The organism is Streptomyces sp. NPDC048411, from assembly GCF_040704695.1.
GTDB lineage: Bacteria > Actinomycetota > Actinomycetes > Streptomycetales > Streptomycetaceae > Streptomyces.
This window is the reverse complement of sequence record NZ_JBEZKL010000025.1, coordinates 47,504-72,155: the sequence shown is the minus strand read 5'-3', so window position 1 is coordinate 72,155 and position 24,652 is coordinate 47,504. Positions and strand designations below refer to the sequence as shown.

Here is a 24,652-nt window from a genome sequence, read left to right as displayed (position 1 = left end):
GCGAAGACACGTTGCTGCCCCGGATCCTCGTGGTGTTCATGTTCGCCAACATGGCCGACAATGCCCTGTTCACCGTACTGCTGCCCACCTTGGCCAAGCAGGTGCTCGACAACCCGCTCACCCTGGGGCTTTCGGTCGCTGCCTTCGGCGCCGGCGCCCTGGCGGGCGCGGTCCTGTTCGGCGCAGTCGGGCATCGGTTCCCCCGGCACGTAATCCTGACCGGCGCGTTGCTGATTTCCGGGGCCCCGAAGTTCTTCGCCATCGCCGCGATGCCCGGAACTCCCACGCTTGTCGTCACCATGGCTCTCGCCGGCATCGCTGCTGGACCCGTGAACCCGCTGTTGACCGCCGTCCAGTTCAACCGTATTCCCGCGGAGCTCCGGGGACGCGTGTCCGGCGCGATCATGGCCGCGGTTGTGGCCGCGGTGCCGGTGGGCATTTTCGGCGCCGGCCTGCTGGTCGCCATGACCAGCCTCACCACGGCTTTGCTCGTGATCGCGGCTGGTTATCTCCTGGTCAGCCTCTATCCCGCATTGCATCCCGCGTGGCGAGCCGCCACCCCATGACCTCCAGATCGATCTGCCCGCTCGTGTCGAGGTGCCCGTACCGATCCCCGGCCCACCAGGGCCGAAGGGCGACCGCGGCCCCGCAGGACCGGCAGCGTCTCCCCTACCAGGCCCGTCGGGTACGACAGGGCAGGCAGGGGCTGACTCGACCGTCCCGGGACCAGCCGGACCGAAGAGGGATACCGGGCCTGCTGGTCCTGTCGGCCCCGCGGGGAAGGACGGTGTGGACGGCCGCGCCGGCGCCGACGGGTCAGACGTGCCCGGCTGGGTACAGTCTTCAGCCGCTACCAGACGACCCCGATGCCCTGGTGTGCCGCCGCACCACGCCGAGCAGCCCGTCTGTGACTGGTCTCCCACCGGAGCGACACCGCTCATGAACCACCGCGCCCCCTGTTCCGGCTACGGCCGGAACGGGGGCGCTTCGTCGTGTCCGGGGGTCACTCCTTGTTCTCGCCCAGGGCGGTGCGCAGCCAGTCAATGCTCCCCTGCGCCAGAATCTCATCAGCCAGCCGATTCGCAGTCTCGGTGACAAGGCGCCCTCGGCTGTTGTCGATCCATCGCTGAGCGTTCTCGTAGCCCTGCGCCTTGTACTCGATGCCCTGGAGCAGGCACTCCAACTTGTCCGCGTCGCGGGCACAGATGGCCTCCGGTGACTCCTTGGCCTCGTACTCCGCGATCAGGTCACGGACCGCCGAGGCCAGAACCTCCGGCATGCCTTCCGTCTGGTCGGCCGTAACCGCCTGCGGATCGCCAGCAGGCGCGTACTTCTTCCCGACGTAGTTCACGTCCCCCGTGCGGGTCTCCTGCGTGTCGTGCCAAACCGCGAGGTATGCCGCTTGCGCAGGATCGGCGCCTTCCAGCTTCGCGATGATCGTGGCGATCAGCGATGTCCGCCAGGAATGTTCGGCGACGCTCTCCGGGTCGCGGACCCCGGCCATCCACCAGCCCGTTCGCTTTGTGTGCTTGAGCGTGCCCGCCTCGTACAGGAAGCGGCCCACTGCGGACAGGTCGTCAGCCACGACCGTCTCCTCTCACGCCTCAGCAAGGCGGATTGCGTACCGGATGCCCTCCAGTTCCCGGCGTGCCCGCGCCGACAACTCCCGGCTATCCAACATCACGGGAAGGGATGCGCGGAGGTCGTTTCCGATCGATGTCCCGGGGCGCAGCAGGTTCGGGCGAGCGGCGAGCAGGGTCCACAGGGGGTGGACGTTCAGGTCGAAGAAGCCATGATCCGGGGTCAGGCCTCGCACGAGGTGGCGCATCAGTTTGTCGCCCGGCCACGAGCCCGGGTTCGGGGTGGCGATGAAGTCGTCGGACAGCTGGATATGGGAGGCCTCGCCGATCCAGTACGCCCAGTAGTTGAGGTTGGCCGCCTCGCCCGCGTCATCGTCGGCGAGCGTCGTCTTGATGAAGTGGCCCATCCGTTCCCGATCACCCTGCCTTGCGGCGACGGCCGCGACTGATCGGGCGTTGAGCCAGCCGGTCAGCCAGTCGTCCGGGCGCTCGGTCCGTTGCTGCAGGGCCAACCACTCGGAGGTGTCAGCCGCGTCGTCGTACCCGGCGAGGTAGAGGGCCTGGCGACGCAGCAGGAATTGCGCAGCTCCGCGGGCGTGCTCGGCGGTGCGGCGCATGCGGGAGAAGAAGCGTCTGCGGTCGGCGGCGGGGAGCTCCGGCCCATGCGGGACGGGGCCGCGTCGCGGCCGCGGCGGGGTCGGAGTCACGCCGTTGAGCGGCCAAGAGAGCACCTCGACGAGGTCGCGCTGCATGACCCACGCGCCGATCGGGCTGTCGTCGGCGGCAGCGTCCGGAGGCAGCGCCCGGGGGTACATTCCAACCATGACCCGGCGCCCCGAAGCTCAGTCCACGGCCGTCACCGCGACGCGCAACGAGATCACGCGCACGGATTGCAGGCAATGCGGCACCGAAGTGCACGGCATCGACGGGCGCTATGCGTGCGCACTGTGCGGCTGGGTGAACCACTGGTCCGAAGGGCACGGCGCACTGCCGTCCGAGTCCGACGACCGGCACTGGGACCGGTAAAAACCGGCTGTTGAGCCCCGGCCGCACTCGCGGTCGGGGCTCTGTCATGTCGTGATCGTTTGTACTTCGCCCGAGCATCGGGCGAGCAACTGCCCGAAATGAACTCGAACAAGAGTCGGCCCCAGACCAGAAACCCTCTCTGACCTGGGGCTGAGCGGTAGGCCGTGTGGGACTCGAACCCACAACCAACGGATTAAAAGTCCGCTGCTCTGCCAATTGAGCTAACGGCCCTCGGCGAATCACCCCTGAGCATAGCCCGCCGAAGCCCGGCTGCCGATCGGGTATCGGCTGCCGGGCCTGTCGAGCTGCCTCCGGGGGTCATTCATTCGGCGGTGATGTCCGCGCTCGTGCGCTTGTGATCCGGTTTGAGGAACCAGTGGCGGGCCGACACGACCCACCACGTCGCCGCGAAGCCCAGGACGGCCAGGACGGCGATCGGGGCGTAGTTGAACGTCTCCCAGGTGACGGGGGACAGCTGCGGCAGCATGAAGAGGACCGTGATGACCGCCACCCACACCACCGCGACGATCCCGATGGGCCGGGACCAGCGGCCGAGGTGCCAGGGCCCCGGGGTGAATTCGTCGCCGCGCACAAGGCGGAGCAGGGTGGGGATGACGTACGCGATGTAGAGGCCGATCACCGCGATCGAGGTCACTGCGGCGTACGCGGTGACGTTGATCAGGTACGGGAGGCCGAGGGCCAGCGCGCCGAGGGCGGCGAGCCAGACCGCGGCAACGGGGGTGCGCGTGCGGGGGCTGACCGTGTGCCAGACGTGGGAAAACGGGAGTGCGCCGTCTCGGGAGAACGCGTAGATCATGCGGCTGTTGGCGGTCACCGACGCCATCCCGCAGAACAGCTGCGCGCCGATCACGACCAGCAGCAGGAGCTTGCCCGTGGTGGCACCGAGGGCGTCCAGGAGGATCTGGGCGGGCGGGGCGCCGGTCGGTGAGTTCAGGGCTCCGTCGTACGACTGGATGGCGAAGGTGAAGCCGAGCAGAAGGACGAAGCCGGCGATCCAGGAGGTCCAGATCGACCGGACGATGCCGCGCGGGCCCGCGGTCGCCGCGTCGTGGGTCTCCTCCGTCATATGGGCGGAGGCGTCGTAGCCGGTGAAGGTGTACTGGGCCATCAGCAGGCCGATCATCACGACGTAGAAGCCGCTGCCCCAGCCGGTGTTGTTGACGAACTCGGTGAAGACGAACGACGCCGACTGGTGCGAGTCCGGTGCGAAGGTGAGGGCGCCGACGATGACGGCGACCCCGAGGACGTGCCACCACACGCTCACGCTGTTCAGGATCGCGACGATGCGGACCCCGAACGTGTTCAGGAGCCCGTGCAGCAGCAGGATCGCGGCGAACAGCAGGATCGTCCGGCCGGGCGTCACCTCGAAGTCGAACTGGAGGTTCAGATAGGCCCCCAGGAAGGACGCCGCGCCGAAGTCGATCCCCGCTGTCACGGCGACCTGGCCGAGGACGTTGAACCAGCCCGTGAACCAGGCCCAGGCCGCCGCCGAGCGCGGCGGGGCCAGCCGGTGCGCCCAGAAGTAGAGCCCCGCAGAAGTCGGGTACGCCGAACAGATCTCCGCCATCGCCAGGCCGACGAACAGCGTCATCAGGCCGACGCCGACCCAGCCCCAGGTGATGACGGCGGGGCCGCCGGTGTTCATGCCGAACAAATACAGCGTCAGGCAGCCGGAGAGCACCGAGATGATCGTGAAGGACACGGCGTAGTTGGCGAAGGCGGACATCCTGCGGGCCAGCGTCTGCGTGTACCCGAGCTGTGCGAGACGCTCCTCGTCGGAGACGCCCGGTGGTGGCTTGCTTTCGACCTCTTCTGTTGTCATGCCCCCAGCGATGCCCTCGGCCCGGTGCACGCATGCCGCCGCCGTGGTTACGACTGGGAAAACACGGCGCAGCACGACACAGGGGCGCGGCCCGCGGGCCGCGCCCCTGTACTACTGAGGAGTCGCGTTCAAAGAGGTGTGTGCGTCAGGAGAGCCTGGAGTACATCTGCCAGCCGCCCCCGACCTTCACCCGCGTCGCGAAGAGACCCTTGCCGTCACCTCGGTAGGCCCACAGCACCCCGGCCGTGTCACGGGCGAGGAGATCGGCCTTGCCGTCACCACTCGCATCGCCCACACCCACGAGCGAGTTGTAGACCTGCCAGCCGGCACCGACCTTCACCCGAGTCGCGAGTGTGCCCTTGCCCGTACCGGCGTAGCGCCACAGCACCCCGGCCGTGTCCCGCGCCAGCAGATCACCCTTGCCGTCACCGTTCAGATCACCGGCACCAGCCAGCAGGTAGCCCTTCCACCCCGTACCGATCTTCACGCGGGCGTTGAAGGCACCCGTGCCCTTGCTCGTGTACAGGTACAGATAACCGGTCGACGTCTCACGAGCCAGCAGATCAGCCCGACCGTCCCCGTTGAGGTCACCGGGCGACGTCAGGACGTCGTACACATTCCAGCCCCCACCGACCTTCGTGTAAGCAGTCGACGACTTCAGCGCCCCACCACACGCCGGCCTGTACGCCCGCAACTCACCACTCGACACCCGCACCAGCACGTCATTGCACCGATCACCGCTCACATCATCGAACGGCACCGCCGCCGTCACCGTGTTGGCACCCGTCCAACCCGACCCCGACACCTTCGAACTGACCGCGCCGGTCCCGTCGCCCGTACCACCACGGAAATCAGCCACACCCGCCGACGTGAACGCCAACAGATCACCGAAACCGTCGTTCCCGACGAAGTCACGACGGACAGCAGCGCCACCCGTCACCTTCACCGAACCCGACACCGCGAGAGCCGCACCCTGGCCATCAGCCGGCTTCGCCGACAACGTCCACGTATACGCACCGTTGGCGACGAGCCGACCCGCTGCGTCCTTCCCGTCCCACGCGGCGCTGACCGTGCCGCGGGCCTCGCCGCCGGCGACCGTGCGCACGACCTGGCCCGACGCCTTGTTCTTCACCGTGACCTGCCACGACGCGGCCGGCTTGGACAGCCACCAGGTGCCCGCCCAGTTCGGAGCGGCCGCCCGCAGATCGAGCGAGGTTCCGGGCGCCTTCGTGTCGATCACCGAGAGCGGAGACGTCGGAACACCCGTGGGGACGATGCGAACCCGCCGGTCGTCCCCGGTGTACGCGACGTGACCGCCGAAGCGGTCGACGGTCCAGCCGGAGCGACGCACCGTGCCCTTGCCCAGTTCCGCCGCGCTCACCAGCGGGCGCTTGGTCAGATCCCCGTACACGCCACTGGTCGGCAGGCCGTTGTGCAGATCGAAGAGGGTGAGTCCGGCTTCCTCCGTGTACGCGACGAAGTAGCCGTCGGCAAGGAGGATCTTGGCGTCCGGCGCCGTCATGGAACGCCCGGTCTGCCGGTCGTAGACACCCGCGCCCCTGAACCAGTTGTCCCGGCACTCCCAGTACACCCAGCGGCCCACGGCCTGCAGCTCGGTGGGAGCACACTTGTTCAGCGTGGTGAAGGAGGCGCCCGCCGTACCCGCCGGCAGGGTCTTCGAGGACACCGTGGGCGAGTCCTTGAGGCCACTCCAGAATGTGTTGCCCCACACCGCCGCGGCGGTCTGTGACCGGTTCTCCACCACTGCGCCGGAATCGGCGCCCTGGAACTCGACGATCGCCTGATTGCCACCCGACGCCTCGTTCACGACCCCGAACCGGCCGGAGAGGTCGACGAGCTCCGGGGAGTGCATGCCGGTGGTGAGCCTCGGCCCCCAGTTCGCGGTCCCGTTCGGGAAGAGGATCGTCTTGGTCTTGCCGTCGGCCTGCTCGGTCCCCTCCTTGCGGCCGTGGAATCCGTCGCCGCTCGCGAGCATGGTGACGCAGTAGGAGCTGTCCGTCCATCCGCAGTCCGCGTCCCGCCCGCTGGTGAGACCGTCCACCGTCGTCCGGATCTCCTCGGGGCGGCCGGAGGTCTTGAGCCACGTACTGCGGTAGCTGCCGATGTACGTGTGCGGCATGAAGAGGTTCGAGTCGTCGGCCGTGGTGAGGATGCCGCTGCCCAGGGAGATACCCGCGGGCTGTGCGGGCATGTCCTCGATGTCCGCGACACGCTTGCGCGTCACGGTGCCGTCGGCGGAGGCCGTGAACCGGTAGTAGCCCCAGTCGAGGGCGCCGCGGTCGGTCCGGGTCTCGGCTCCGGCGACCAGAACGGAACCGTCCGGCGCCCAGGAGAGGTCGGTGTGGGCGACCGTCAGCAGTTCCTCTGCGCGCCGGCCGTCGTCGGAGATCCGGAACAGCTCCTCCCCGCGGTACTCGTTGTTTCCCCCGTTGAGGGGACTGACCCCGATGAGCGAGTTCCCGAGCATCCGGAACGTCATGTCGTACGAGAAGTTCCTGAGGTCCAGCGCCCGGGGCGGGGCCGTCAAGTCGTTCCGGTCGAACACCTCGGCGGCATACGAGCCCACCTGGAGGAGGGTGTCCTTGCCGAGGGAGACTGCGGAGGCGTGCGCGTCCAGCGCCTTGACCTGCCCGCTCTCGAGGTCGACGAGCCACCAGCCATTCGTCATGGTGGTGTCTTCCCAGAGGATCCCCCGGACGACGACCGAACGGGCATCACCGTCGCCGGCCGACAGATTCCACCCTTCGGGAAGGCCCTGCAGCTGCTGGTCCTTGACCCCGTCGGCCTCCGCCCGCAGCAGATGGAGACTCGTCGTGGCCCGCTGGGTGCCGCTGCGGGTGATGACGGTCGTGCCGTACGTCCCGACGTACGACTGTCCTTCCGGGATCGGGACAGTGGTGGTCGACCCGCCCCCCGCGCGCTGCTGCAGCGTGACGTGCGGGCTCGGACTTTCCGAATAGACCCCCACGGTGTCGGACCCGTGGCCGAATCCGGTGGGCCAGGTGCCCCTGGTACGACCTTCCTCCGGGTCGTACTCGAGGGGCTTCGGAAGCCGGTCCGCCAGGGCGGTGGCCGTTCCGGTGGCGTAGTCGATCCAGCGCAGGCGGTCGTCGCCTTCCTGCGCCGTCAGGAAGCCGGTCTCACCGGCGTTGAGCACACGCGTGGCGCGGGGCACGAAGCGTGCTCCCGGGTTCACCACGACGGTCTCGCCGGACGCGTCGGCGACAGCTGTCCCTGTGGTGGTCGCACCGACCCCGGCGGTGAGCGCCAGGGTGACCACGAGGGCGATGCGGCCGGACGCACGCCGGCTTCGCCACCCGCTGGATGAGCGAGTCAAGGTGAAAGTCCCTCCCCGGGAAACATGGCACGAGGGGAGGCCCTCAGTGGACGCACTGTGGTTCTTCGTGGTGCGGCTGCTACCGCTCGCACCACCACCCCCGAGCAGATGCGGCGACTCTAACAGCAGCCACACAGGCACCGATAGGGAATTTTTCGAACCTGTTCAAAACGAGAGAGCCCGTACGCCACCGAGTCGGTGTCGTACGGGCCCTGAACATCACGTCACACGTCAGGAAAGGATCTTGTACATCTGCCAACCGCCCCCGACCTTCACCCGCGTCGCGAAGAGACCCTTGCCGTCACCCCGGTAGCTCCACAGCACCCCGGAGGTGTCACGGGCGAGGAGATCACCCTTGCCGTCACCACTCACATCGCCCACCCCGACGAGCGAGTTGTAGATCTGCCAGCCGGCACCGACCTTCACCCGGGTCGCGAGTGTGCCCTTGCCCGTACCGGCGTAGCGCCACAGCACCCCGGCCGTGTCCCGCGCCAGCAGATCACCCTTGCCGTCACCGTTCAGATCACCCGCACCGGCCAGCAGGTAGCCCTTCCACCCCGTACCGATCTTCACGCGGGCGTCGAAGGCACCCGTGCCCTTGCTCGTGTACAGGTACAGATAACCGGTCGACGTCTCACGAGCCAGCAGATCAGCCCGACCGTCCCCGTTGAGGTCACCGGGCGACGTCAGGACGTCGTACACATTCCAGCCCCCACCGACCTTCGTGTACGGAGTCGTGGAGTACAGCGCACCACCGCACGAAGGTTTGTAAGCCCGCAGCTCACCACTCGGCACGCGCACCAGCACGTCATTGCACCGATCACCGCTCACATCGTCGAACGGCACCGCCGCCGTCACGGTGTTGGCGCCGATCCAGTCGATGCCCACCTCCCCCGCAGCCACGAGGCCCGTACCCGTACCGGCCCGGAAATCGGCAAAACCGGATGGCGTGAACGCCAGCAGATCACCGAACCCGTCACGCTTCACGAAGTCGCGCGGTACTGCCGCACCACCGGTCAGATGCAGAGTGCCCGAGGTGCTCGCGGCCGGGCCCTGCCCATCGGCGGGCTTCGCCGTCATCGTCCAGGTGTAGGCGCCGTTCGGCGAATACCCGCCCTTCTCGTTCCTGCCGTTCCAGGTCGTCGAGACCGTTCCGCCACCCGCGTTCGGGCTGCCGGCCATGGTGTGTACGACCGTGCCGGTGGCCTTGTTCCTGATGACGATCTGCCAGGAGGCCACAGGACGGGACATCAGCCAGCGGGCCTTCCAGGGGGCGCCCCAGCCGACCCTGGTGCCCACCTCGGACTCGATCGGCGCGACCGGTTGCTTCACCACCCCGCTCGGTACGAGATGCATGTGCTGGTCGGCCGCGATGTAGGCAACCGGACCACCGAACTTGTCGACCGTCCAGGTCACCCCCCGTTGATTCACCGCGTTGCCGAGGAGATCACCGATGTCATGGGTGTCGTCCGCCGTGCCGTCCCGGAATCCGGTGAGCTTGAGCTTCCCGGCTGCCTTGTCGTGCTGGACCAGATAGCCGTCGCCGATCAGGGCCTCGCCACGTGGCACGTCGATGTTCTTAGCGGCCGTCAGGTCCCAGACCCCGGCCTGCCCGGTCGGGCCGCAGGACCAATAGACCCAACGGCCCACCGCTTGGAGCTCCTTGGCCACGCACGGGGCACCTGTCCTGATCGTGGTCGTGATCTTCAGCGTCTTCAGGTCCTGCGCTGTCAGCACACCGGCGACGGTGGTGGCGGACCACAGCTTGGTGCCCCAGACGGAGGCGGCTCGGATCGGTCGCGAGAGGGGATCGGTGTCATATCCGCTCAGATCGCCTATGTACTGCAGCTCCGGATTGGTGCCATTGAGGATCACGTAACGGCCGGTGAGGTCGATCAAGGAGCCCTTACCGGAGTTCATGCGGAACCAGCGTGGGTCGTCCACGTCGTCCACGGCCGAGACGTCGGTTTCGTCGTCGCTCCAACTGTTTGTCGCGATCAACAGGCCGTCGCCGGACGACCATGGTCCTCCGCTGTGAGAATCTGCCCACTCCTTGTACACCGGACCGCCCACCGCGAGCCCGCCGGCCGTCGTGGTGACGGTCCGGCCGAAGATCGACGGCAGAAACATGGAGTCGGTCTCCCTGGTCGCCATCACCCCGTTGGCCAGCGAGAGCCGTGCCACACGTGCGGCCACGGGCGTCACGGGGGCTACTACCGACATCGTGAGCGTTTCAGGGCCGATCTTCCGCAGTGCCCACTGCCCCGAGTCCGTACCGGCCACCACGACCAGACTTCCGTCGGGAGCTCCGGCCATCACCGAGGATGCGTGCCGCACCAAGGTGACCGGGTCGCCGCCGGTGAACGGTATGGCGTGCAGACGCATCCCCGACTGGTCGGCGCTGTTGCCCGGGGCGTTGTTCGGGGCGTACCAGGCGACCAGCAAGGTGGAGCCGGCCGCTCCGATCACGGGAAGCTCCGCGTACTCCGGCTTCAGATCGATCACGGTGGGTTCGGCCGTCGGGTTGCCGCGCGGCACCCAGCTGACATCTCCGCCCAGCCAGGCCAAGCGGTCGGCGGTCAGCACCACTTGCTTGACCGTGGTGCCCGCCGTGGCAGGCACGTCGGTGAAATCTCCGGTCTCGAAGTCGATCAGTCCGAGGCCGGTGATGCCGTCCGACCGGCGATACCTGACCACCAGCGTGGCATCGTCCGCGGCCGCCGCGGCGGAGATCTCAGCGCCGACCGGCAGGTCGATGGAGGCGTGGACCGTGGCCGTCTCCCCACCGTCCCATTCGGCCAAGTGGAACGTGTAGGCCCCAGCCGTTCCGGTACGCGTCACCACGTGCCGCCCCGCCCATGTCACGGCGACGTGGCCCTCAGGCGGCACAAAGGCGCTTGTCGCGCCGCTGCCCAGATCCGTCCCCCGCAACTCCCCGCCGACGTACGTGATGATCGTGTCCGAGCCCGCCGGGAGCCACTTGGGGTTCGTCAGAGCGTACGCGGCGGCGTGGGTCGTGACCGGAGAGGCATCGGGCACGGCAACATCTCTGGTGACACCGTCCCAGCTCGTCCACAGCAGCCCGTCGTGCCCCTCCTGCCGGTAGAGCACGCCCGAGGCCCCCGCCCCGTACGGGATGGTCACTCTCGGGACATATTTGTTGGCCGCGAACGACACCTCACCCGGCTGCGCCGGAGTGTTCTCGGCTCCGGCCTGTCCCCCGGCAGTCAGTCCGAGTCCCGCTGTCAGCCCGATCGTCAGGGCAATGGAAGTGCATCTTCGCGCACGACGACGCCTCATGTACGTGTCCCTCCCCAGGAGCCCTCTGCGGGCAGGCGGATCTTAACAGCGACCTCATCAGCGACGGAACCATTATTCGAACTCGTTCAAAACAGACAGGGCCCGTACGACACCGAAGTGTCGTACGGGCCCTGATCAGCAGTCAGGCGGTCGGATCAGCCGTTGCGCTTCCAGCGCGGCTTGTCGTCGCGGCGGCCGAAGGAGCCGGTGTTGGTGCCGGTGCCCGTGCCACCGCGGTGGTCGTCGCGGCGGCCGGTCGGGCGGTCGCTGCCACCGGAGCGGAAGCCGCCCGAGGGGCGGTCGTCACGACGGTCGCGGTTGAACGGACGGTCGCTGCCACCGGAGCGGAAGCCACCGGACGGGCGGTCGTCACGACGGTCGCGGTTGAACGACGGGCGGTCGTTGTCGCGGTTGAAGGACGGACGGTCGTTGTCGCGGCGGAAGCCACCCGACGGGCGGTCGTCACGACGCTGGAAACCACCACGGTCGCCACCGCGGTCGTCACGACGGTCGCGGTTGAACGACGGACGGTCGTTGTCGCGGCGGAAGCCACCCGACGGGCGGTCGTCACGACGCTGGAAACCACCACGGTCGCCACCGCGGTCGTCACGACGGTCGCGGTTGAACGACGGACGGTCGTTGTCACGGCGGAAACCACCCGACGGGCGGTCGTCACGACGCTGGAAACCACCACGGTCACCACCACGGTCGCCGCCGCGGTACCCGCCCCGGTCGTCCCGGCGGTCGCCGCCCCGGTTGTCGCGGCGCTCGAAGTTGCCGCGGTCGTCGCGGCGGTCGTCGCGCGCCGTGGGCTGCTCCGGTACGGAGACGGCGGCCTCGATCGCGGCCTCCGCTTCGGCGGCGACCTCGGCAAGTGCTGCCTCGGGGTCGTCGCCCCGCTCGCGCGCGGCACGGGCGACCAGGCGGTCGGCCTCCTCGCGGAGCTCACCGGCGCGGCGCTGGACACGCTCCAGCTGCCTGGTCAGGTCGGCGACCTCGCGCTCCGCCTGCTTGGCGGCGTTGTTCGCGGAGTCGGCCTGGACCTCGGTCAGCGAACGGGCGCCGGTGATCTCGGCGACCTCCGGTTCGAAGGCGCCCGCGCCGCCGACGATGTGGCGCGAGGCGTCGACGCCCGCGTCCTCCATCAGGCGGAAGATCTGGCGACGCTGGTGCGGCAGCGCCAGGGAGACGACGACGCCGGACTTGCCGGCACGGGCCGTACGGCCCGAGCGGTGCAGGTAGTCCTTGTGGTCACCGGCGGGGTCCACGTTCAGCACCAGGTCGATGCCGTCGACGTGGATGCCGCGGGCGGCGACGTCGGTCGCGACGAGCGCGTTGACGTAACCGTCCTTGAAGTCGGCGAGCACGCGGGTACGGGCGCCCTGCGTCATGCCGCCGTGCAGCGCGTCCGCTTTCACGCCCGCCTCGACGAGCTGCTCGGCGATGCGGTCGGCGCCCAGCTGGGTGCGGACGAAGATGATCGTGCGGCCCTTGCGGGCAGCGATGGCGGAGGTGACCGGCGCCTTGTCCTTCGGCTTCACGACGAGGACGTGGTGCGTCATGGTCGTGACATTGCCCTGGGCGCTGTCGACCTCGTGGCTCACCGGGTTGCTCAGGTAGCGCTTGACCAGCGTGCCGATCTCGTTCTCCATGGTGGCGGAGAAGAGCATGCGCTGACCGCCGACCGGAACCTGGTCGAGCAGCTCGGTGACCTCGGGCAGGAAGCCCAGGTCGGACATCTGGTCGGCCTCGTCGAGGACGGCGACCTGGACGTTCTCCAGGGAGCAGGCGCCCCGGTTGATGATGTCGCGCAGTCGGCCCGGGGTGGCGACGAGGATGTCGACACCGCGCTCCAGCGCGTAGATCTGGTTGCCCATCGACGTACCGCCGCAGACGACCTTCATCTTGAGGCCGAGCACGTCGCCGTAGGGCTGCAGCGCGTCCGCGACCTGCATCGCGAGCTCACGGGTCGGGGTGAGGATGACCGCGCGCGGCTTCTTCTTCTCAGTGTGACCGCCGGCCAGCGTGGCCAGGGTCGGCAGACCGAAGGAGAGCGTCTTGCCGGAGCCGGTACGGCCGCGGCCCAGGATGTCCTTGCCGGCCAGCGCGTCCGGAATGGTCGCGGCCTGGATCGGGAAGGGCGCGGTCACACCGTTCTGCGCGAGCTTGCGGACGACGCCCTCGGGCAGGCCCAGGTCGGCGAAGGTGATGGTCGGCTCGGCGTCGTTGGCGGAGTCGGTGGTGGCCTCGGTGGAACCGGCGAAGTCGACGGTCTCGACCGGCTCGGACACCTCGGCGGCCTCGGCCACTACGGCCTCGGCCTCGGTGACAATCTCGTCGTTCTCGGGCACAACGGTGTTGTCAGAGCTGAAATTGGACATGCGAAATGCGAAACCTTCCGGAGTCTCGGCACGCGCCCATAACTCCGTGATTCGCAATTTCGACCGCCTCAATGCGGTCCAGCCACGGCAAGGGAGAGTACGCGCCACACGGCGCGCTTCTGTGTCGGCGCCGGGCAATGGGATCAAACGATCTACTACCATACGCACTCTCACCCGCATTGCGCAAACCACACGCTCCGGACCACCCGCTACACCGGCCCCATCTGCGGTGATGCCTCGGGAGTCCGCAGCGCCTCCAGGTCGTCCGGCACACTCATCGCGTCACTGCGGAACTGCGCGGCCGGAGACGCGGAGGGCGCCGGAGCCGTACTTGAAGGTTCCGGATCGGGTGAGCTCGGCTGCTCCGGGGTGACCGGCGCGGACGGCCCGGAGGACACCGACGGCTCCGCGGACGGCACCGGCTGCTGCGACCCCCCGCCCCCCGGCGGGGACGGCACCGGCGGATGCCCGCCCCGGGTCGGCAACGGATCACCGGACCCCACGCCCGCATGCGCGCCACCGGGTACGACCGAGGCACGCGCCGACGCGCTCGGGCTCGGCGATTCGGCGGCCTCCCGGTCGGAGTGCGCCTCCGCGCCCCCTCGGGTACGGGCCCGTCCCGTACCCGTCACCGTGGAGCCGTCCGGTTCACCCGACGGGCCCTTCTGCTCGGCCGACCGCGACGGGGCCGGCTTCCCGGCGTCGTCGCCGATGCTCATGCAGCCGGTGGACGCGGCAATCGTCACTGCGGTGACGGCTGCCCATCGAACAGGGGATGGCAACTGACGCACGGCGGGCACCTCCGGGAGGCCGAGAGCGAAGCAGGGCGGGAACGGACAGGGGCGCTGTGCCCAACTCCCGTTCCCCCGCATGGGACACGCCCCACGCACCACCGACCGTTTCGCCGCCGGCCCCTCCGCCGCCGCTCTCCCGGGTGTACTCAGCCGTAACCGAGCGCGTGCAGCCGCTCGTCGTCGATGCCGAAGTGGTGGGCGATCTCATGGACGACCGTGATTTCCGTCTCGGCCACGACGTCCTCACGCGACTCGCACATCCGCAGTGTCGGCCCGCGGTAGATCGTGATCCGGTCCGGCAGCACCCCGGCGTACCACTCGCCGCGATCGGTCAGCGGCGTGCCCTCGTACAGCCCGAGCAGCTCCGGATCGCCGGGGTCCGGTTCGTCCTCGACGAACACCGCGACGTTGTCCATCAGCCGCGTCAGCTCCGGCGGAATCCGGTCCAGGGCCTCGGCGACCAGTTCCTCGAACTCTTCGCGCGTCATCTCCAGCACCCCGCCATTGTCACGTACCCCCGCCGGACCGGCCCCGGACCGCCACTCCCTGCTCTGTCCCGCAATCCCGCGCCCGCGCATGGCCACCCGAACCCGGGCATACGCGCCCCATGGCCCGCGCCTCCTTCCGCGCCGCAGTCGGCCCGCATCCGCCACCACTGCTGCTCCCGCTCCACCGCCCCCGGCCGTGCCCTCGCCCCCGCTCCGCACCCCTGCGGGCGCGCGCTGGGTGGAACTCGGCACCCGGCTCAAGGCCGAAGGCTCCACGGGCGGCGGCGGGCTGCGCGCCGTGCAGAACAGGAAGCCGGAGAAGGTGCGCGCCTCGGTGCTCTATGCGGACCGCGCGACTCGCCGTCTGCAGGCCTGGGAGGAGATCACACTCGGCGGGCTCGGCCTGACGACTGCCGAGGTCAGCCGCCATCTCCCGGAGGGGAACCAACCCGGAGCGACCCCTTCGCCTATTCGGTTTGGCTGACACCGAAACGCCGTAGTACAGTCTCCGACGTGCCCAAGGGCGCCGGTCAGGGCTTGACCGTTCCGAGACCCCAGAGGTTGAAGAAGAAGCGGAACCTTTTGAGGGGAAGCGGAGTCACATGCCCTCATCGTCTAGTGGCCCAGGACGCCGCCCTTTCAAGGCGGTAGCACGGGTTCGAATCCCGTTGGGGGCACGCACCACCTTGTGCGACACTTAGTCGCACAAAAGCTTGGTCCTGTGGAGCAGTTTGGAGTGCTCGCCACCCTGTCAAGGTGGAGGCCGCGGGTTCAAATCCCGTCAGGACCGCTGCAGCTCGTAAGTGCTGCGTGGCTGGGTAGCTCAGTTGGTACGAGCGATCGCCTGAAAAGCGATAGGTCGCCGGTTCGATCCCGGCCCCAGCCACCTCTCGAAGGCCCCATCCGGCGGATGGGGCCTTCGTCGTGTCAGTCCTCTTCCCGGTCCACGGAGTTCACGTCCCGGCTGCGCCACGCCCGCACCCCGAGAACCAGCAGCACCACCGCAACCGCGGTCACCAGCGCAATCGCGTCCGGCACCTGCTCGCCGATGCGCCGGGCCCACTGTTCGACGGCGAACGAATCGTCCACATCCAGCAGTCCGGGCAGCGCGGTCGTCCCGTCGTAGGCCAGGAACAGCGCGCCGAGGCCGATGAAGAACAGCCCCGACAGCAGGGTCGTGGTGTGCAGTTCGAAACGGCCGAGCCGGAAGGCGCGGCCGCGCAGCCAGGCGCGGCGCCCGAGGTCGAAGCGCTCCCAGACCAGCGCCAGCAGGAACAGCGGGACCGCCATGCCCAGGGCGTAGACGGCGAGCAGCAGTCCGCCGTAGACCGGGCTGGCGCTGACCGCCGCCACCGTCAGGACGCTGCCGAGGATCGGTCCGGCACAGAACCCGGCCAGCCCGTAGACGGCGCCGAGGGCGTAGACCGACACGGCGGTCGTCGGCCGGATCCGCCCGCTGAGGGCCGCGATCCGGCGCGAGGCGAAGCCGAGGCCCACGATCTGGGCCACGCCGAGCCCGATGATCAGCCAGCCGGCGCCGAGGACCAGCTGGTCGCGGTGGCTGTAGAAGAGCCGTCCGGCGTACGAGCCCGCGGCGCCGAGCGGCACGAGGGTGGTGGCCAGGCCGGCGTAGAAGATGCCGGTACGGGCCAGTAGCCGCGAGGCCGAGTCGATGGAGTAGGCGAAGAAGGCGGGCAGCAACAGGGCGCTGCAAGGGCTGACCAGGGCCAGCAGCCCGCCGAGGAAGGCGGCGAAGTAGCCGATGTCCGCCGTCACTTGTCAGCGCCCTCGGAGCCACCGGAGCCCTTGGAGCCCTTGGAGCCGCTCTCTCCCTTGGCGTCCTTGGTGTTGGCTGCCTTGTCGGCCGCCGCCTGGATGGCCTGCTCGAAGACCTCCACCGGCTGCGCTCCGGCCAGCGGGCGGCCGTTGATCAGGAAGGACGGGGTGGAGCTCGCGCCGATCCCGTATCCCTCCTCCTGGTCCTTGCTCACCGCGGCGGAAGCAGCCGCGCCGTCCGCGTCGCGTACGAACCGGCCGATGTCCCGCACCCCCGCCTCCTTGGCGAGCGCCTTCAGCCGGTCCTTGCCGAAGCCCTTCTCCTTGGCCCCTTCGGTGTAGGCGGCTGCGTGGAACTGCCAGAAGCGGCCCTGCTGCCCGGCGGCCCAGGCGGCGCGCGCGACGGCCTCGGATTCGGCACCGAAGATCGGGAAGTTGCGCCACTCGATGCGCAGGGTGCCGTTGTCGACGTACTTCTTCACCAGGGCGGGTTCGGTGTCCCGGGCGAACTTGCCGCAGTAGCCGCACTTGAAGTCGGCGTACTCGATGAGGACCACGGGCGCGTCGACCGGGCCCTGCGCGAGTTTGTCGGCAGGGTCGCGGCGGGCCAGCCTCGCCAGTTCCGGGAAGACACCGGCGCCCGGGTCGGCGGTGACTTCGGCGACCGAAGTCGAGGAGGAGCGGTCGGCGGGGGCGGTGGCGCGGTAGGAGACGAAGCCGAGCAGCGCGGCGGCGAGGACGACACCGGTGCCGTAGAGCAGCGGCTTCCTGGACGAGGAGGTTGTGGGCGTGGGCATGGCGAAACTCCGTGCTCGTGGTGCGGGAGGGGGAAGGGGACGACCGGATGGCGGGCATCCCTCTAAACCCGCAGTACCGAGAGTTCCACCGGGGATGGCGCGGCAGGCTCCGGCCCAAGCGGCCTGACGCGTACGCGTGGCTCCGCGGGCCCCTGCCCGGGAGCGGCGCTCGGACCCCATTCGGCGAGACCGGGCGCCTGGTCGTGCGCGGCGCGGGCCCGTACGGGTACGCCGGGCTCGATGCCGTCGTGCGTCGTGCCCTTGCCGCAGCCGGGCAACCCCTGACCGCCGACGGCCGGGGCGGCCACTGCGGTGCCGGAATCCCCGTACGCCGTCGCCGCCGTCACCGCCGTGGCGGGCCCGCAGAACAGCCCCAGCACGACCGCGAGCACCGCCACCAGGCAGCACCACTGCGTACGGGACACGGACGAGAGCCTTTCCACTGCGGTATGAAGATCAGTTGCCCGAAATGGTACGTGCTGTGATCAGGAGCTCCCCCGCAGTCAGCGCGGCCGTGACGCAGACCGCGCAAAATAGGTTCGCCGTTCCTCGGGCCCGGGTGCGATCCTGGGACCCGTATGTCTACTTCCTTTGCCGATCTCCAGTCCCAGCTCGGACACGTCTCGCTCCGCGACGCGCACCGGCTCGGCCGCCGCCTCGAAGGGGCGCGCCGGATCCGTAAGCCCGAGGCCCGGCAGGCCGTGCTGGACGAGATCGCCACCCAGGCCGGGAAGGCAGCCGAGCGGCTCGCGGGGCGCGCCGAACGGATGCCCGCACTCTCGTACCCGGAAGAACTTCCGGTCAGCCAGAAGAAGGACGAGATCCTGGAAGCGATACGCGACCACCAGGTCGTGATCGTCGCCGGGGAGACCGGCTCCGGCAAGACCACGCAGATCCCGAAGATCTGCATGGAGCTGGGGCGCGGCGTCCGGGGCATGATCGGGCACACCCAGCCGCGCCGGATCGCAGCCCGTACGGTCGCCGAGCGCGTCGCCGACGAGCTGAAGACCCCGCTCGGCGAGGCGGTCGGCTGGAAGGTCCGCTTCACCGACCAGGTGAACCCGGACGCGACGTATCTGAAGCTGATGACGGACGGCATCCTGCTGGCCGAGATCCAGACGGACCGCGAGCTGCTCGCATACGACACGATCATCATCGACGAGGCCCACGAGCGGTCGCTGAACATCGACTTCCTGCTGGGCTATCTGGCCCGGCTGCTGCCCAAGCGCCCCGACCTGAAGGTCGTCATCACCTCGGCGACCATCGACCCGGAGCGCTTCGCCCGGCACTTCGGTGATGCGCCGATCGTCGAGGTCAGCGGGCGTACGTACCCGGTCGAGGTGCGCTACCGGCCCCTGCTGGAGGAGGACACGGACGACTCCGACCGCGACCAGATCACTGCGATCTGCGACGCCGTCGACGAGCTCCAGACGGAGGGCCCCGGCGATGTCCTGGTCTTCCTCTCCGGCGAGCGCGAGATCCGCGACACCGCGGACGCCCTGAACAAGAAGAACCTCCGCCACACCGAGGTGCTTCCTCTCTACGCGCGCCTGTCGCACGCCGAGCAGCACCGGGTGTTCCAGCGCCACACCGGCCGCAGGATCGTGCTGGCGACGAACGTCGCCGAGACCTCGCTGACCGTCCCCGGCATCAAGTACGTGATCGACCCGGGCAACGCCCGCATCTCCCGCTACAGCCACCGCACCAAGGTCCAGCGGCTGCCGATCGAGCGGGTCTCGCAGGCCAGCGCCAACCAGCGCAAGGGCCGCTGCGGCCGTACCTCGGACGGCATCTGCATCCGGCTGTACTCCGAGGACGACTTCCTGACCCGCCCGGAGTTCACGGACGCGGAGATCCTCCGTACGAACCTGGCGTCCGTCATCCTCCAGATGACCGCGGCCGGCCTCGGCGACATCGAGAAGTTCCCCTTCATCGACCCGCCGGACCACCGCAACATCCGCGACGGGGTGCAGCTGCTCCAGGAGCTCGGCGCACTCGACCCGGACGAGAAGGATCCGAAGAAACGGCTGACGCAGCTGGGGCGGAAGCTCTCGCAGCTGCCCGTCGACCCGCGCCTCGCCCGCATGGTCATCGAGGCCGACCGCAACGGCTGCACGCGCGAGGTCATGGTGATCGCCGCCGCGCTCTCCATCCAGGACCCGCGCGAGCGGCCCTCGGACAAGCAGACGCAGGCCGATCAGCAGCACGCCCGCTTCAAGGACGAGACGTCGGACTTCCTGGCGTTCCTGAATCTGTGGCGGTACATCCGCGAGCAGCAGAAGGAGCGCGGCTCGTCCAGCTTCCGCCGGATGTGCAAGCAGGAGTATCTGAACTTCCTGCGCATCCGCGAATGGCAGGACATCTATGCGCAGCTGCGTACGGTCGCCAAGCAGATGGGGATCCATCCCAACGAGGAGGATGCGCCCGAGCAGGCGGTGCACACCTCGCTGCTGGCCGGGCTGCTGTCGCACATCGGGCTGAAGGACACCGAGAAGAACGAGTACCTGGGTGCGCGCAACGCCAAATTCGCGATCTTCCCCGGGTCGGCGCTCTTCAAGAAGCAGCCGCGGTTCGTGATGTCGGCCGAGCTGGTCGAGACGTCCCGGCTGTGGGCGCGGGTCAACGCCCGGGTCGAGCCGGAGTGGATCGAACCGCTGGCCCAGCATCTGCTGAAGCGCACCTACAGCGAGCCGCACTGGGAGAAGGACCAGGCGGCGGTGATGGCGTACGAGCGAGTCACGCTGTACGGCGTACCGATCGTCGCCCAGCGCAAGATCAATTTCGGCCGTATCGACGCCGAGACGTCCCGCGATCTCTTCATCCGGAACGCACTGGTCGAGGGCGACTGGCGGACGCACCACCAGTTCTTCCACGACAACCGCAAACTTCTCGGCGAGGTCGAGGAGCTCGAGCACCGCGCGCGGCGCCGCGACATCCTCGTGGACGACGAGACGCTCTTCGACTTCTACGACCAGCGGATCCCGGAGCACGTCGTCTCCGGTGCGCACTTCGACTCCTGGTGGAAGCACAAGCGCCGCGACGAGCCGGACGCGCTCGACTTCGAGCGCTCGATGCTCATCAACGAGAAGGCCGGGGCCGTCACCAAGGACGACTACCCGGACTCCTGGCGGCAGGGGAAGCTCAAGTTCAAGGTGACGTACCAGTTCGAGCCCGGCGCGGACGCGGACGGTGTGACCGTCCACATCCCGCTCCAGGTGCTCAACCAGGTCACCGCCGAGGGCTTCGACTGGCAGATCCCCGGCCTGCGCGAGGACGTGGTCACCGAGCTGATCCGCTCCCTGCCCAAGCCGATCCGCCGGCACTACGTCCCCGCGCCGAACTACGCGGGCCGGTTCCTGGAGCGGGCGGTGCCGCTGCAGGAGCTGCTGCCGGTCACCCTCGCACGTGAGCTGCAGCAGATGGTCGGGGTCCAGGTCTCCGCCGACGACTTCGATCTCTCCCGGATCCCGGACCACCTCAAGATCACGTTCCGGATCGTCGACGAGCGGCGCCGCAGGGTGGCCGAGGACAAGGACCTGGAGGCGCTGAAGCTCCAGCTGCGCCCCAAGGCCCGTCAGGCCCTCTCCAAGGCCGCTGCGGCCACCGCGGGGCCCTCGGGCGAGTCCATCGAGCGTTCGGGGCTCACGGACTGGACGATCGGCACGCTGAACCGGGTCTTCGAGACCCGGCGGGCCGGCCAGCCGGTCAAGGCCTACCCGGCGCTGGTGGAGCAGGAGGGAGCCGCGGCGGGCACCGTGGCCGTACGGCTCTTCGACACCGAGGCCGAGCAGCAGCAGGCGATGTGGCGTGGCACCCGGAAGCTGATCCTGCTGAACATCCCGGTGAACCCGGCGAAGTTCGTCTCGGACAAGCTGACGAACCAGCAGAAGCTCGCCCTGTCCCGCAATCCGCACGGCTCCGTCCAGGCGCTGTTCGAGGACTGCGCGACCGCTGCCGCGGACCGGCTGATCGGCGCCCACGGCGGGCCTGCCTGGGACGAGGAGTCGTTCCGGAAGCTGTACGACAAGGTCCGCGCCGATCTCGTCGCGCTGACCGAGCACACGGTCGCCCAGGTGCAGCAGGTGCTGGCTGCCTGGCAATCCTGCGAGCGCCGCCTGAAGGCCACCAACAGCCTGGTCCTGGTCAACAACGTCGCCGATGTACGCAACCAGCTCGCCGCCCTCGTACCGCCGGGCTTCGTCACGAGGACCGGGCTGCGCAGGCTCCCCGACCTGATGCGCTACCTGGTCGCCGCGGACCGCCGGCTCCAGCAGATGCCGACGGCCGTCCAGCGCGACACCACGCGCATGGAGAAGGTCCACGAGATGCAGGACGAGTACGCCTGGCTGCTCGAACAGATGCCGCAGGGCAGGCCCGTTCCGCAGGAGGTCCTGGACATCCGCTGGATGATCGAGGAGCTCCGGGTGAGCTATTTCGCGCACGCCCTGGGCACCGCGTACCCCGTCTCGGACAAGCGGATCGTGAAGGCGATCGACGCCGCGGCTCCGTGATCGGGCACCCCTCGGGGGCGTAACTCCCCCACTCCCTGTCGTGCGGCAGCCCGTAAGGGAGCCACCACCAGGAGTGAAGTCGACTGGAGCCGCCAATCTCCTGTACAGTCTGGTTTCGCAGGCAGCCGCAAGGAAGCCGCGAAAACCTGGTCCTGTGGAGCAGTTTGGAGTGCTCGCCACCCTGTCAAGGTGGAGGCCGCGGGTTCAAATCCCGTCAGGACCGCAGTAACGAAAGCCCGGATCCTTATGGATCCGGGCTTTCGCGTGCCTTGACTCCGGCAACTGCCGACGGGTACTCAGACAGCAGGGGCCGCCCCTGTTCCTCGGCGCGGGGCGGCGCGGTCCACCGGGAGGTGGCGCGGATGGCGGCGTCCACGGCGAGGCACGAGACCCGCGCGCTGCTGCGCGCCCATCTGGCGGCCGCTTCCGGCTACCGGCATCTCACCCGGCACTGCCCGATCTGCCACCTGCTCCTGAGGCTCGCCATGGAGCCCGTGGCAGCCTCCCCGCCCGCCCCGCCCCCGGAACCGCCCGCGTCATCCGGCAGAGCTCCAGCGGCCGTTCAGGAGGCCGCGGCGCTCGACGCCCCCAGGGCCGCCCCCGAAGAACAGAACCGCGCCGACCGGACCGAGGACGAAAGCCCTGCCGCCACGTGACCAATGGCGAGGACGCCCGCCTCCCGGCAGTGACAGGCTCGACCTTGGCAAGACTCAAACCGTGTGACGGGTGTCACTTAATGAGTTTTGAGAAAGGGTGACTTTACACCCTTCCTACAACTGGCGAATTTAATATGTGCAATTGCACTCCCCGGAAGACACTTCCACAGGGAGGCCCAGGGGCGACCCGCGCGTCCGAGTCGGATGCGCCCGCACGGCACTCCACGCGAAGCCGGAGCCCCGGCCCACCGACCGCCCCGCGGGCACAAAAAAGATCGCGCTGGACCCGGCGGAGTCCAGCGCGATCGAACGACATACCCCGTATTGCACAGGTATGGCGCCCGTTGGGGCGGGCGCCCGTCGTGTGGAGCTATGGGTGGGCGGACGCGGGTTGGGGGACCCGGGCAGCCCGGTTGTGACGCGGCGACAGGGGTGTGTCAGGCCTCGCTGCGCTGCTGCGGAATACCCGCAAGCAGTGCGCGGACCTCTGCCTCGCGGTACCGGCGGTGTCCACCGAGCGTGCGGATGGACGTGAGCTTGCCTGCCTTGGCCCAACGGGTGACCGTCTTCGGGTCCACGCGGAACATCGTGGCAACCTCAGCCGGGGTCAGCAGCGGCTCGGCATCAGGGGTGCGAGCGGTCATGAGCGGCCTCCTCGGGAGAACCGAACCATCTCGGTTCTTTCCTCTAAATTCTGCACCTTGACCCGCGTTGCCCGAAATGGCGGACGCGGGCCGAGTCGGTTATAGGACGAACGGCTTGTCCTCGGCACTACAACTACACCATCCGTCCAGCCGCGTCGGCCAAACCGATGGAATTGCCCTCCCAGGTGTTCATCAGCGACGGAAGCCGATGGACCATGCCATAGCGGACAGTCACCTCACCGTGACGATCAGTCACAGAGCGATCAGGAGCCATCAGACCCCCCATAGCGTGCAATGCAGAGCAATCCGCCCTTACTCGGACGGATGGAGACCTCCCCGGACTCCTTGTCCTATTTTGGCACGAGGAGTGGGGAAGGGCGCAAGGGCCCAGTTAGTGCTATCCGTCACCCTTGAGGCAAAGGCCCGGTTCGGGACGTAGGTCCTAGCACCTCAGGAGTACGCTCCCGCCACTTTGACCTCACCACTCCCATGGGTCACACGGACGAGCCGCACGGGAGACCGGTTCCCGACCCCGCACCGCCGGACTCAGCTGGCGAATTGACGATCCCTCACGACCCGCCAGCGCTCCGCCAGCCGCCCGTACGCCGCACTCGCCCCTTCGGTGTCACCGGCCCGCAGCGCCGCGATGCCCTCGGCGACATCCGCGGCCGACCGGTCCCCGGCGAGCTGCTCGGCCGACAGCGCGTGCACCAGTCCGCCGTAGTCGAGCTCGACCAGCGCGCGCGGATGGAACTCCTCCAGCCACCGGCCGACGTCCACCAGGCCCTCGGTCAGCGGCCCCTCGTCGACGGTCTCCCTCAGCGTCCTCAGCGACCTGGCCAGCCGGCGGCGCGCCTGCACCATCGGGGTCCGGTAGCGCAGCACCGGCGCTCCCCCGCCGTCGGCCGCCTCCGTGTGCTCCCGCTCCTCGTCCGAGAAGAGGACGAACCAGCGCACCGGTACCTGCCACACCGCGGTCCGGATCCACGGCCGGGCGTCCGGATTGCGCTCCGCCCACTGCTCGTGGTCCGCGAGCGCCTGCCCGCGCACCACCGGCGGCAGCACCGCGTCGAGCACCGGGGCCGGGAACATCTCCGCCAGCTCCTCCAGCGCCAGCCAGCCGCGCAGCCGGGTCCGCCACGGGCAGACGCACACCACGCCGTCCACCTCGGCGACGAACGCGTCCCTGCTCTCGTGCACCGGCACCCCGACCGGCGGGGTGGCCGCCAAGTCGGCCAGCGAACGCCGGAGTTCGTCCTGCGCCGTGGGGATGTGGTCGCGCCCCGCATAGCGGGCCCAGTGGGCCCGCTCCGGCTCCGGAAAGGCGGCCAGCGGTTCGTACACCCGGAGGTAGGACGCGTAAGGGACGAGCACCGAAGACACCACCGACATGCCTCAGATCGTGTCACGCCGGTACTCCGCCGGGGGGTGATCCTTGGCACTGGAACAGATCTACGCCCGCGTAGGACTTACGCTCATGCCCAGTCGGACCGTCCGT

General features: G+C 69.0%; 16 protein-coding genes, 5 tRNA genes and 2 pseudogenes. 9 read left to right on the top strand and 14 right to left on the bottom strand.

Annotated elements, in window-relative coordinates; genetic code table 11:
• On the top strand, positions 1–566 hold a 566-nt coding region (locus AB0915_RS12430; RefSeq protein ID WP_366691031.1), incomplete at its 5' end, for an MFS transporter.
• A gap of 437 nt (positions 567–1,003) precedes the next feature.
• On the opposite strand, the gene AB0915_RS12425 is transcribed toward AB0915_RS12430, so the two are convergent.
• Together AB0915_RS12425 and AB0915_RS12420 are read right to left on the bottom strand one after the other, a co-directional pair.
• Positions 1,004–1,585: an HD domain-containing protein gene (locus AB0915_RS12425; protein WP_366691030.1), complete on the bottom strand. Its 582-nt coding sequence runs from the start codon at positions 1,583–1,585 to the stop codon at positions 1,004–1,006.
• 12 nt (positions 1,586–1,597) lie between these two features.
• Positions 1,598–2,353, bottom strand: a pseudogene (locus tag AB0915_RS12420) (transcriptional regulator); the annotation flags it as partial.
• A gap of 49 nt (positions 2,354–2,402) precedes the next feature.
• On the opposite strand from AB0915_RS12420, the gene AB0915_RS12415 reads away from it, so the two are divergent.
• The gene (locus tag AB0915_RS12415; RefSeq protein WP_366134485.1) at positions 2,403–2,606 is read left to right on the top strand and encodes a hypothetical protein; all 204 of its coding nucleotides are present in this window, start codon (positions 2,403–2,405) and stop codon (positions 2,604–2,606) included.
• 158 nt (positions 2,607–2,764) lie between these two features.
• Here AB0915_RS12415 and AB0915_RS12410 read toward each other — a convergent pair.
• The 7 genes from AB0915_RS12410 to AB0915_RS12380 all read right to left on the bottom strand — a co-directional run bounded on the left by AB0915_RS12410 (position 2,765) and on the right by AB0915_RS12380 (position 14,779).
• Positions 2,765–2,837, bottom strand: a tRNA-Lys gene (locus AB0915_RS12410).
• 91 nt (positions 2,838–2,928) lie between these two features.
• Complete coding sequence (locus tag AB0915_RS12405) at positions 2,929–4,449, bottom strand: amino acid permease (RefSeq protein WP_366691029.1); 1,521 nt, start codon at positions 4,447–4,449, stop codon at positions 2,929–2,931.
• Positions 4,450–4,594: 145 nt separating this feature from the next.
• Positions 4,595–7,807, bottom strand: a complete 3,213-nt coding sequence (locus AB0915_RS12400; protein WP_366691028.1) for an FG-GAP-like repeat-containing protein — start codon at positions 7,805–7,807, stop codon at positions 4,595–4,597.
• A 231-nt stretch (positions 7,808–8,038) separates the two neighbouring features.
• A complete protein-coding gene (locus tag AB0915_RS12395; RefSeq protein WP_366691027.1) occupies positions 8,039–10,951 on the bottom strand; it encodes an FG-GAP-like repeat-containing protein in 2,913 nt (970 codons plus the stop codon).
• 311 nt (positions 10,952–11,262) lie between these two features.
• Entirely contained in the window at positions 11,263–13,488 is a 2,226-nt protein-coding gene (locus tag AB0915_RS12390; protein ID WP_366691026.1) for a DEAD/DEAH box helicase, read from the bottom strand.
• 209 nt (positions 13,489–13,697) lie between these two features.
• Complete coding sequence (locus tag AB0915_RS12385; RefSeq protein ID WP_366691025.1) at positions 13,698–14,207, bottom strand: hypothetical protein; 510 nt, start codon at positions 14,205–14,207, stop codon at positions 13,698–13,700.
• A 221-nt stretch (positions 14,208–14,428) separates the two neighbouring features.
• A complete protein-coding gene (locus AB0915_RS12380) occupies positions 14,429–14,779 on the bottom strand; it encodes a metallopeptidase family protein (protein ID WP_030929660.1) in 351 nt (116 codons plus the stop codon).
• Positions 14,780–15,017: 238 nt separating this feature from the next.
• On the opposite strand from AB0915_RS12380, the pseudogene AB0915_RS12375 reads away from it, so the two are divergent.
• From AB0915_RS12375 to AB0915_RS12360, 4 genes and pseudogenes are all read left to right on the top strand, one after another.
• A pseudogene (locus AB0915_RS12375) lies at positions 15,018–15,254 on the top strand (hypothetical protein); the annotation flags it as partial.
• Between the two features lie 120 nt (positions 15,255–15,374).
• Positions 15,375–15,447, top strand: a tRNA-Glu gene (locus AB0915_RS12370).
• A gap of 38 nt (positions 15,448–15,485) precedes the next feature.
• Positions 15,486–15,560: transfer RNA gene (locus tag AB0915_RS12365), tRNA-Asp, on the top strand.
• 22 nt (positions 15,561–15,582) lie between these two features.
• Positions 15,583–15,656, top strand: a tRNA-Phe gene (locus AB0915_RS12360).
• Between the two features lie 41 nt (positions 15,657–15,697).
• Here the strand turns inward: AB0915_RS12360 and AB0915_RS12355 are convergent.
• The 3 genes from AB0915_RS12355 to AB0915_RS12345 form a co-directional block, all read right to left on the bottom strand.
• A complete protein-coding gene (locus tag AB0915_RS12355) occupies positions 15,698–16,546 on the bottom strand; it encodes a cytochrome c biogenesis CcdA family protein (RefSeq protein ID WP_366691024.1) in 849 nt (282 codons plus the stop codon).
• Complete coding sequence (locus tag AB0915_RS12350; protein ID WP_366691023.1) at positions 16,543–17,343, bottom strand: DsbA family protein; 801 nt, start codon at positions 17,341–17,343, stop codon at positions 16,543–16,545. Before AB0915_RS12350 ends, AB0915_RS12355 begins: the two co-directional genes overlap by 4 nt.
• A gap of 62 nt (positions 17,344–17,405) precedes the next feature.
• On the bottom strand, positions 17,406–17,768 hold the full coding sequence (locus AB0915_RS12345) for a hypothetical protein (RefSeq protein ID WP_366691022.1): 363 nt from the start codon (positions 17,766–17,768) through the stop codon (positions 17,406–17,408).
• Between the two features lie 153 nt (positions 17,769–17,921).
• Between AB0915_RS12345 and hrpA the strand changes: the two genes are divergently transcribed.
• From hrpA to AB0915_RS12330, 3 genes are all read left to right on the top strand, one after another.
• Positions 17,922–21,854: an ATP-dependent RNA helicase HrpA gene (gene hrpA, locus AB0915_RS12340; protein ID WP_366691021.1), complete on the top strand. Its 3,933-nt coding sequence runs from the start codon at positions 17,922–17,924 to the stop codon at positions 21,852–21,854.
• A gap of 148 nt (positions 21,855–22,002) precedes the next feature.
• Positions 22,003–22,077, top strand: a tRNA-Asp gene (locus tag AB0915_RS12335).
• A 139-nt stretch (positions 22,078–22,216) separates the two neighbouring features.
• Complete coding sequence (locus tag AB0915_RS12330; protein ID WP_366691020.1) at positions 22,217–22,510, top strand: DUF6274 family protein; 294 nt, start codon at positions 22,217–22,219, stop codon at positions 22,508–22,510.
• A 437-nt stretch (positions 22,511–22,947) separates the two neighbouring features.
• Here the strand turns inward: AB0915_RS12330 and bldC are convergent, their stop codons facing one another.
• Both bldC and AB0915_RS12320 read right to left on the bottom strand, forming a co-directional pair.
• Entirely contained in the window at positions 22,948–23,154 is a 207-nt protein-coding gene (bldC, locus tag AB0915_RS12325) for a developmental transcriptional regulator BldC (RefSeq protein WP_003949541.1), read from the bottom strand.
• A gap of 546 nt (positions 23,155–23,700) precedes the next feature.
• Positions 23,701–24,546, bottom strand: coding sequence for a hypothetical protein (locus tag AB0915_RS12320; RefSeq protein ID WP_366691019.1), 846 nt, complete (start codon positions 24,544–24,546; stop codon positions 23,701–23,703).
• Positions 24,547–24,652: the final 106 nt, after the last annotated feature.

What these genes read in the sequence shown, in the direction of transcription:
- AB0915_RS12415 (WP_366134485.1), top strand. Translation starts at nt 2,403, where the DNA reads ATGACCCGGCGCCCCGAAGCTCAGTCCACGGCCGTCACCGCGACGCGC.
- AB0915_RS12405 (WP_366691029.1), bottom strand. Translation starts at nt 4,449, where the DNA reads ATGACAACAGAAGAGGTCGAAAGCAAGCCACCACCGGGCGTCTCCGAC.
- AB0915_RS12390 (WP_366691026.1), bottom strand. Translation starts at nt 13,488, where the DNA reads ATGTCCAATTTCAGCTCTGACAACACCGTTGTGCCCGAGAACGACGAG.
- AB0915_RS12385 (WP_366691025.1), bottom strand. Translation starts at nt 14,207, where the DNA reads ATGAGCATCGGCGACGACGCCGGGAAGCCGGCCCCGTCGCGGTCGGCC.
- AB0915_RS12350 (WP_366691023.1), bottom strand. Translation starts at nt 17,343, where the DNA reads ATGCCCACGCCCACAACCTCCTCGTCCAGGAAGCCGCTGCTCTACGGC.
- hrpA (WP_366691021.1), top strand. Translation starts at nt 17,922, where the DNA reads ATGTCTACTTCCTTTGCCGATCTCCAGTCCCAGCTCGGACACGTCTCG.
- AB0915_RS12330 (WP_366691020.1), top strand. Translation starts at nt 22,217, where the DNA reads ATGGCGGCGTCCACGGCGAGGCACGAGACCCGCGCGCTGCTGCGCGCC.
- bldC (WP_003949541.1), bottom strand. Translation starts at nt 23,154, where the DNA reads ATGACCGCTCGCACCCCTGATGCCGAGCCGCTGCTGACCCCGGCTGAG.
- AB0915_RS12320 (WP_366691019.1), bottom strand. Translation starts at nt 24,546, where the DNA reads ATGTCGGTGGTGTCTTCGGTGCTCGTCCCTTACGCGTCCTACCTCCGG.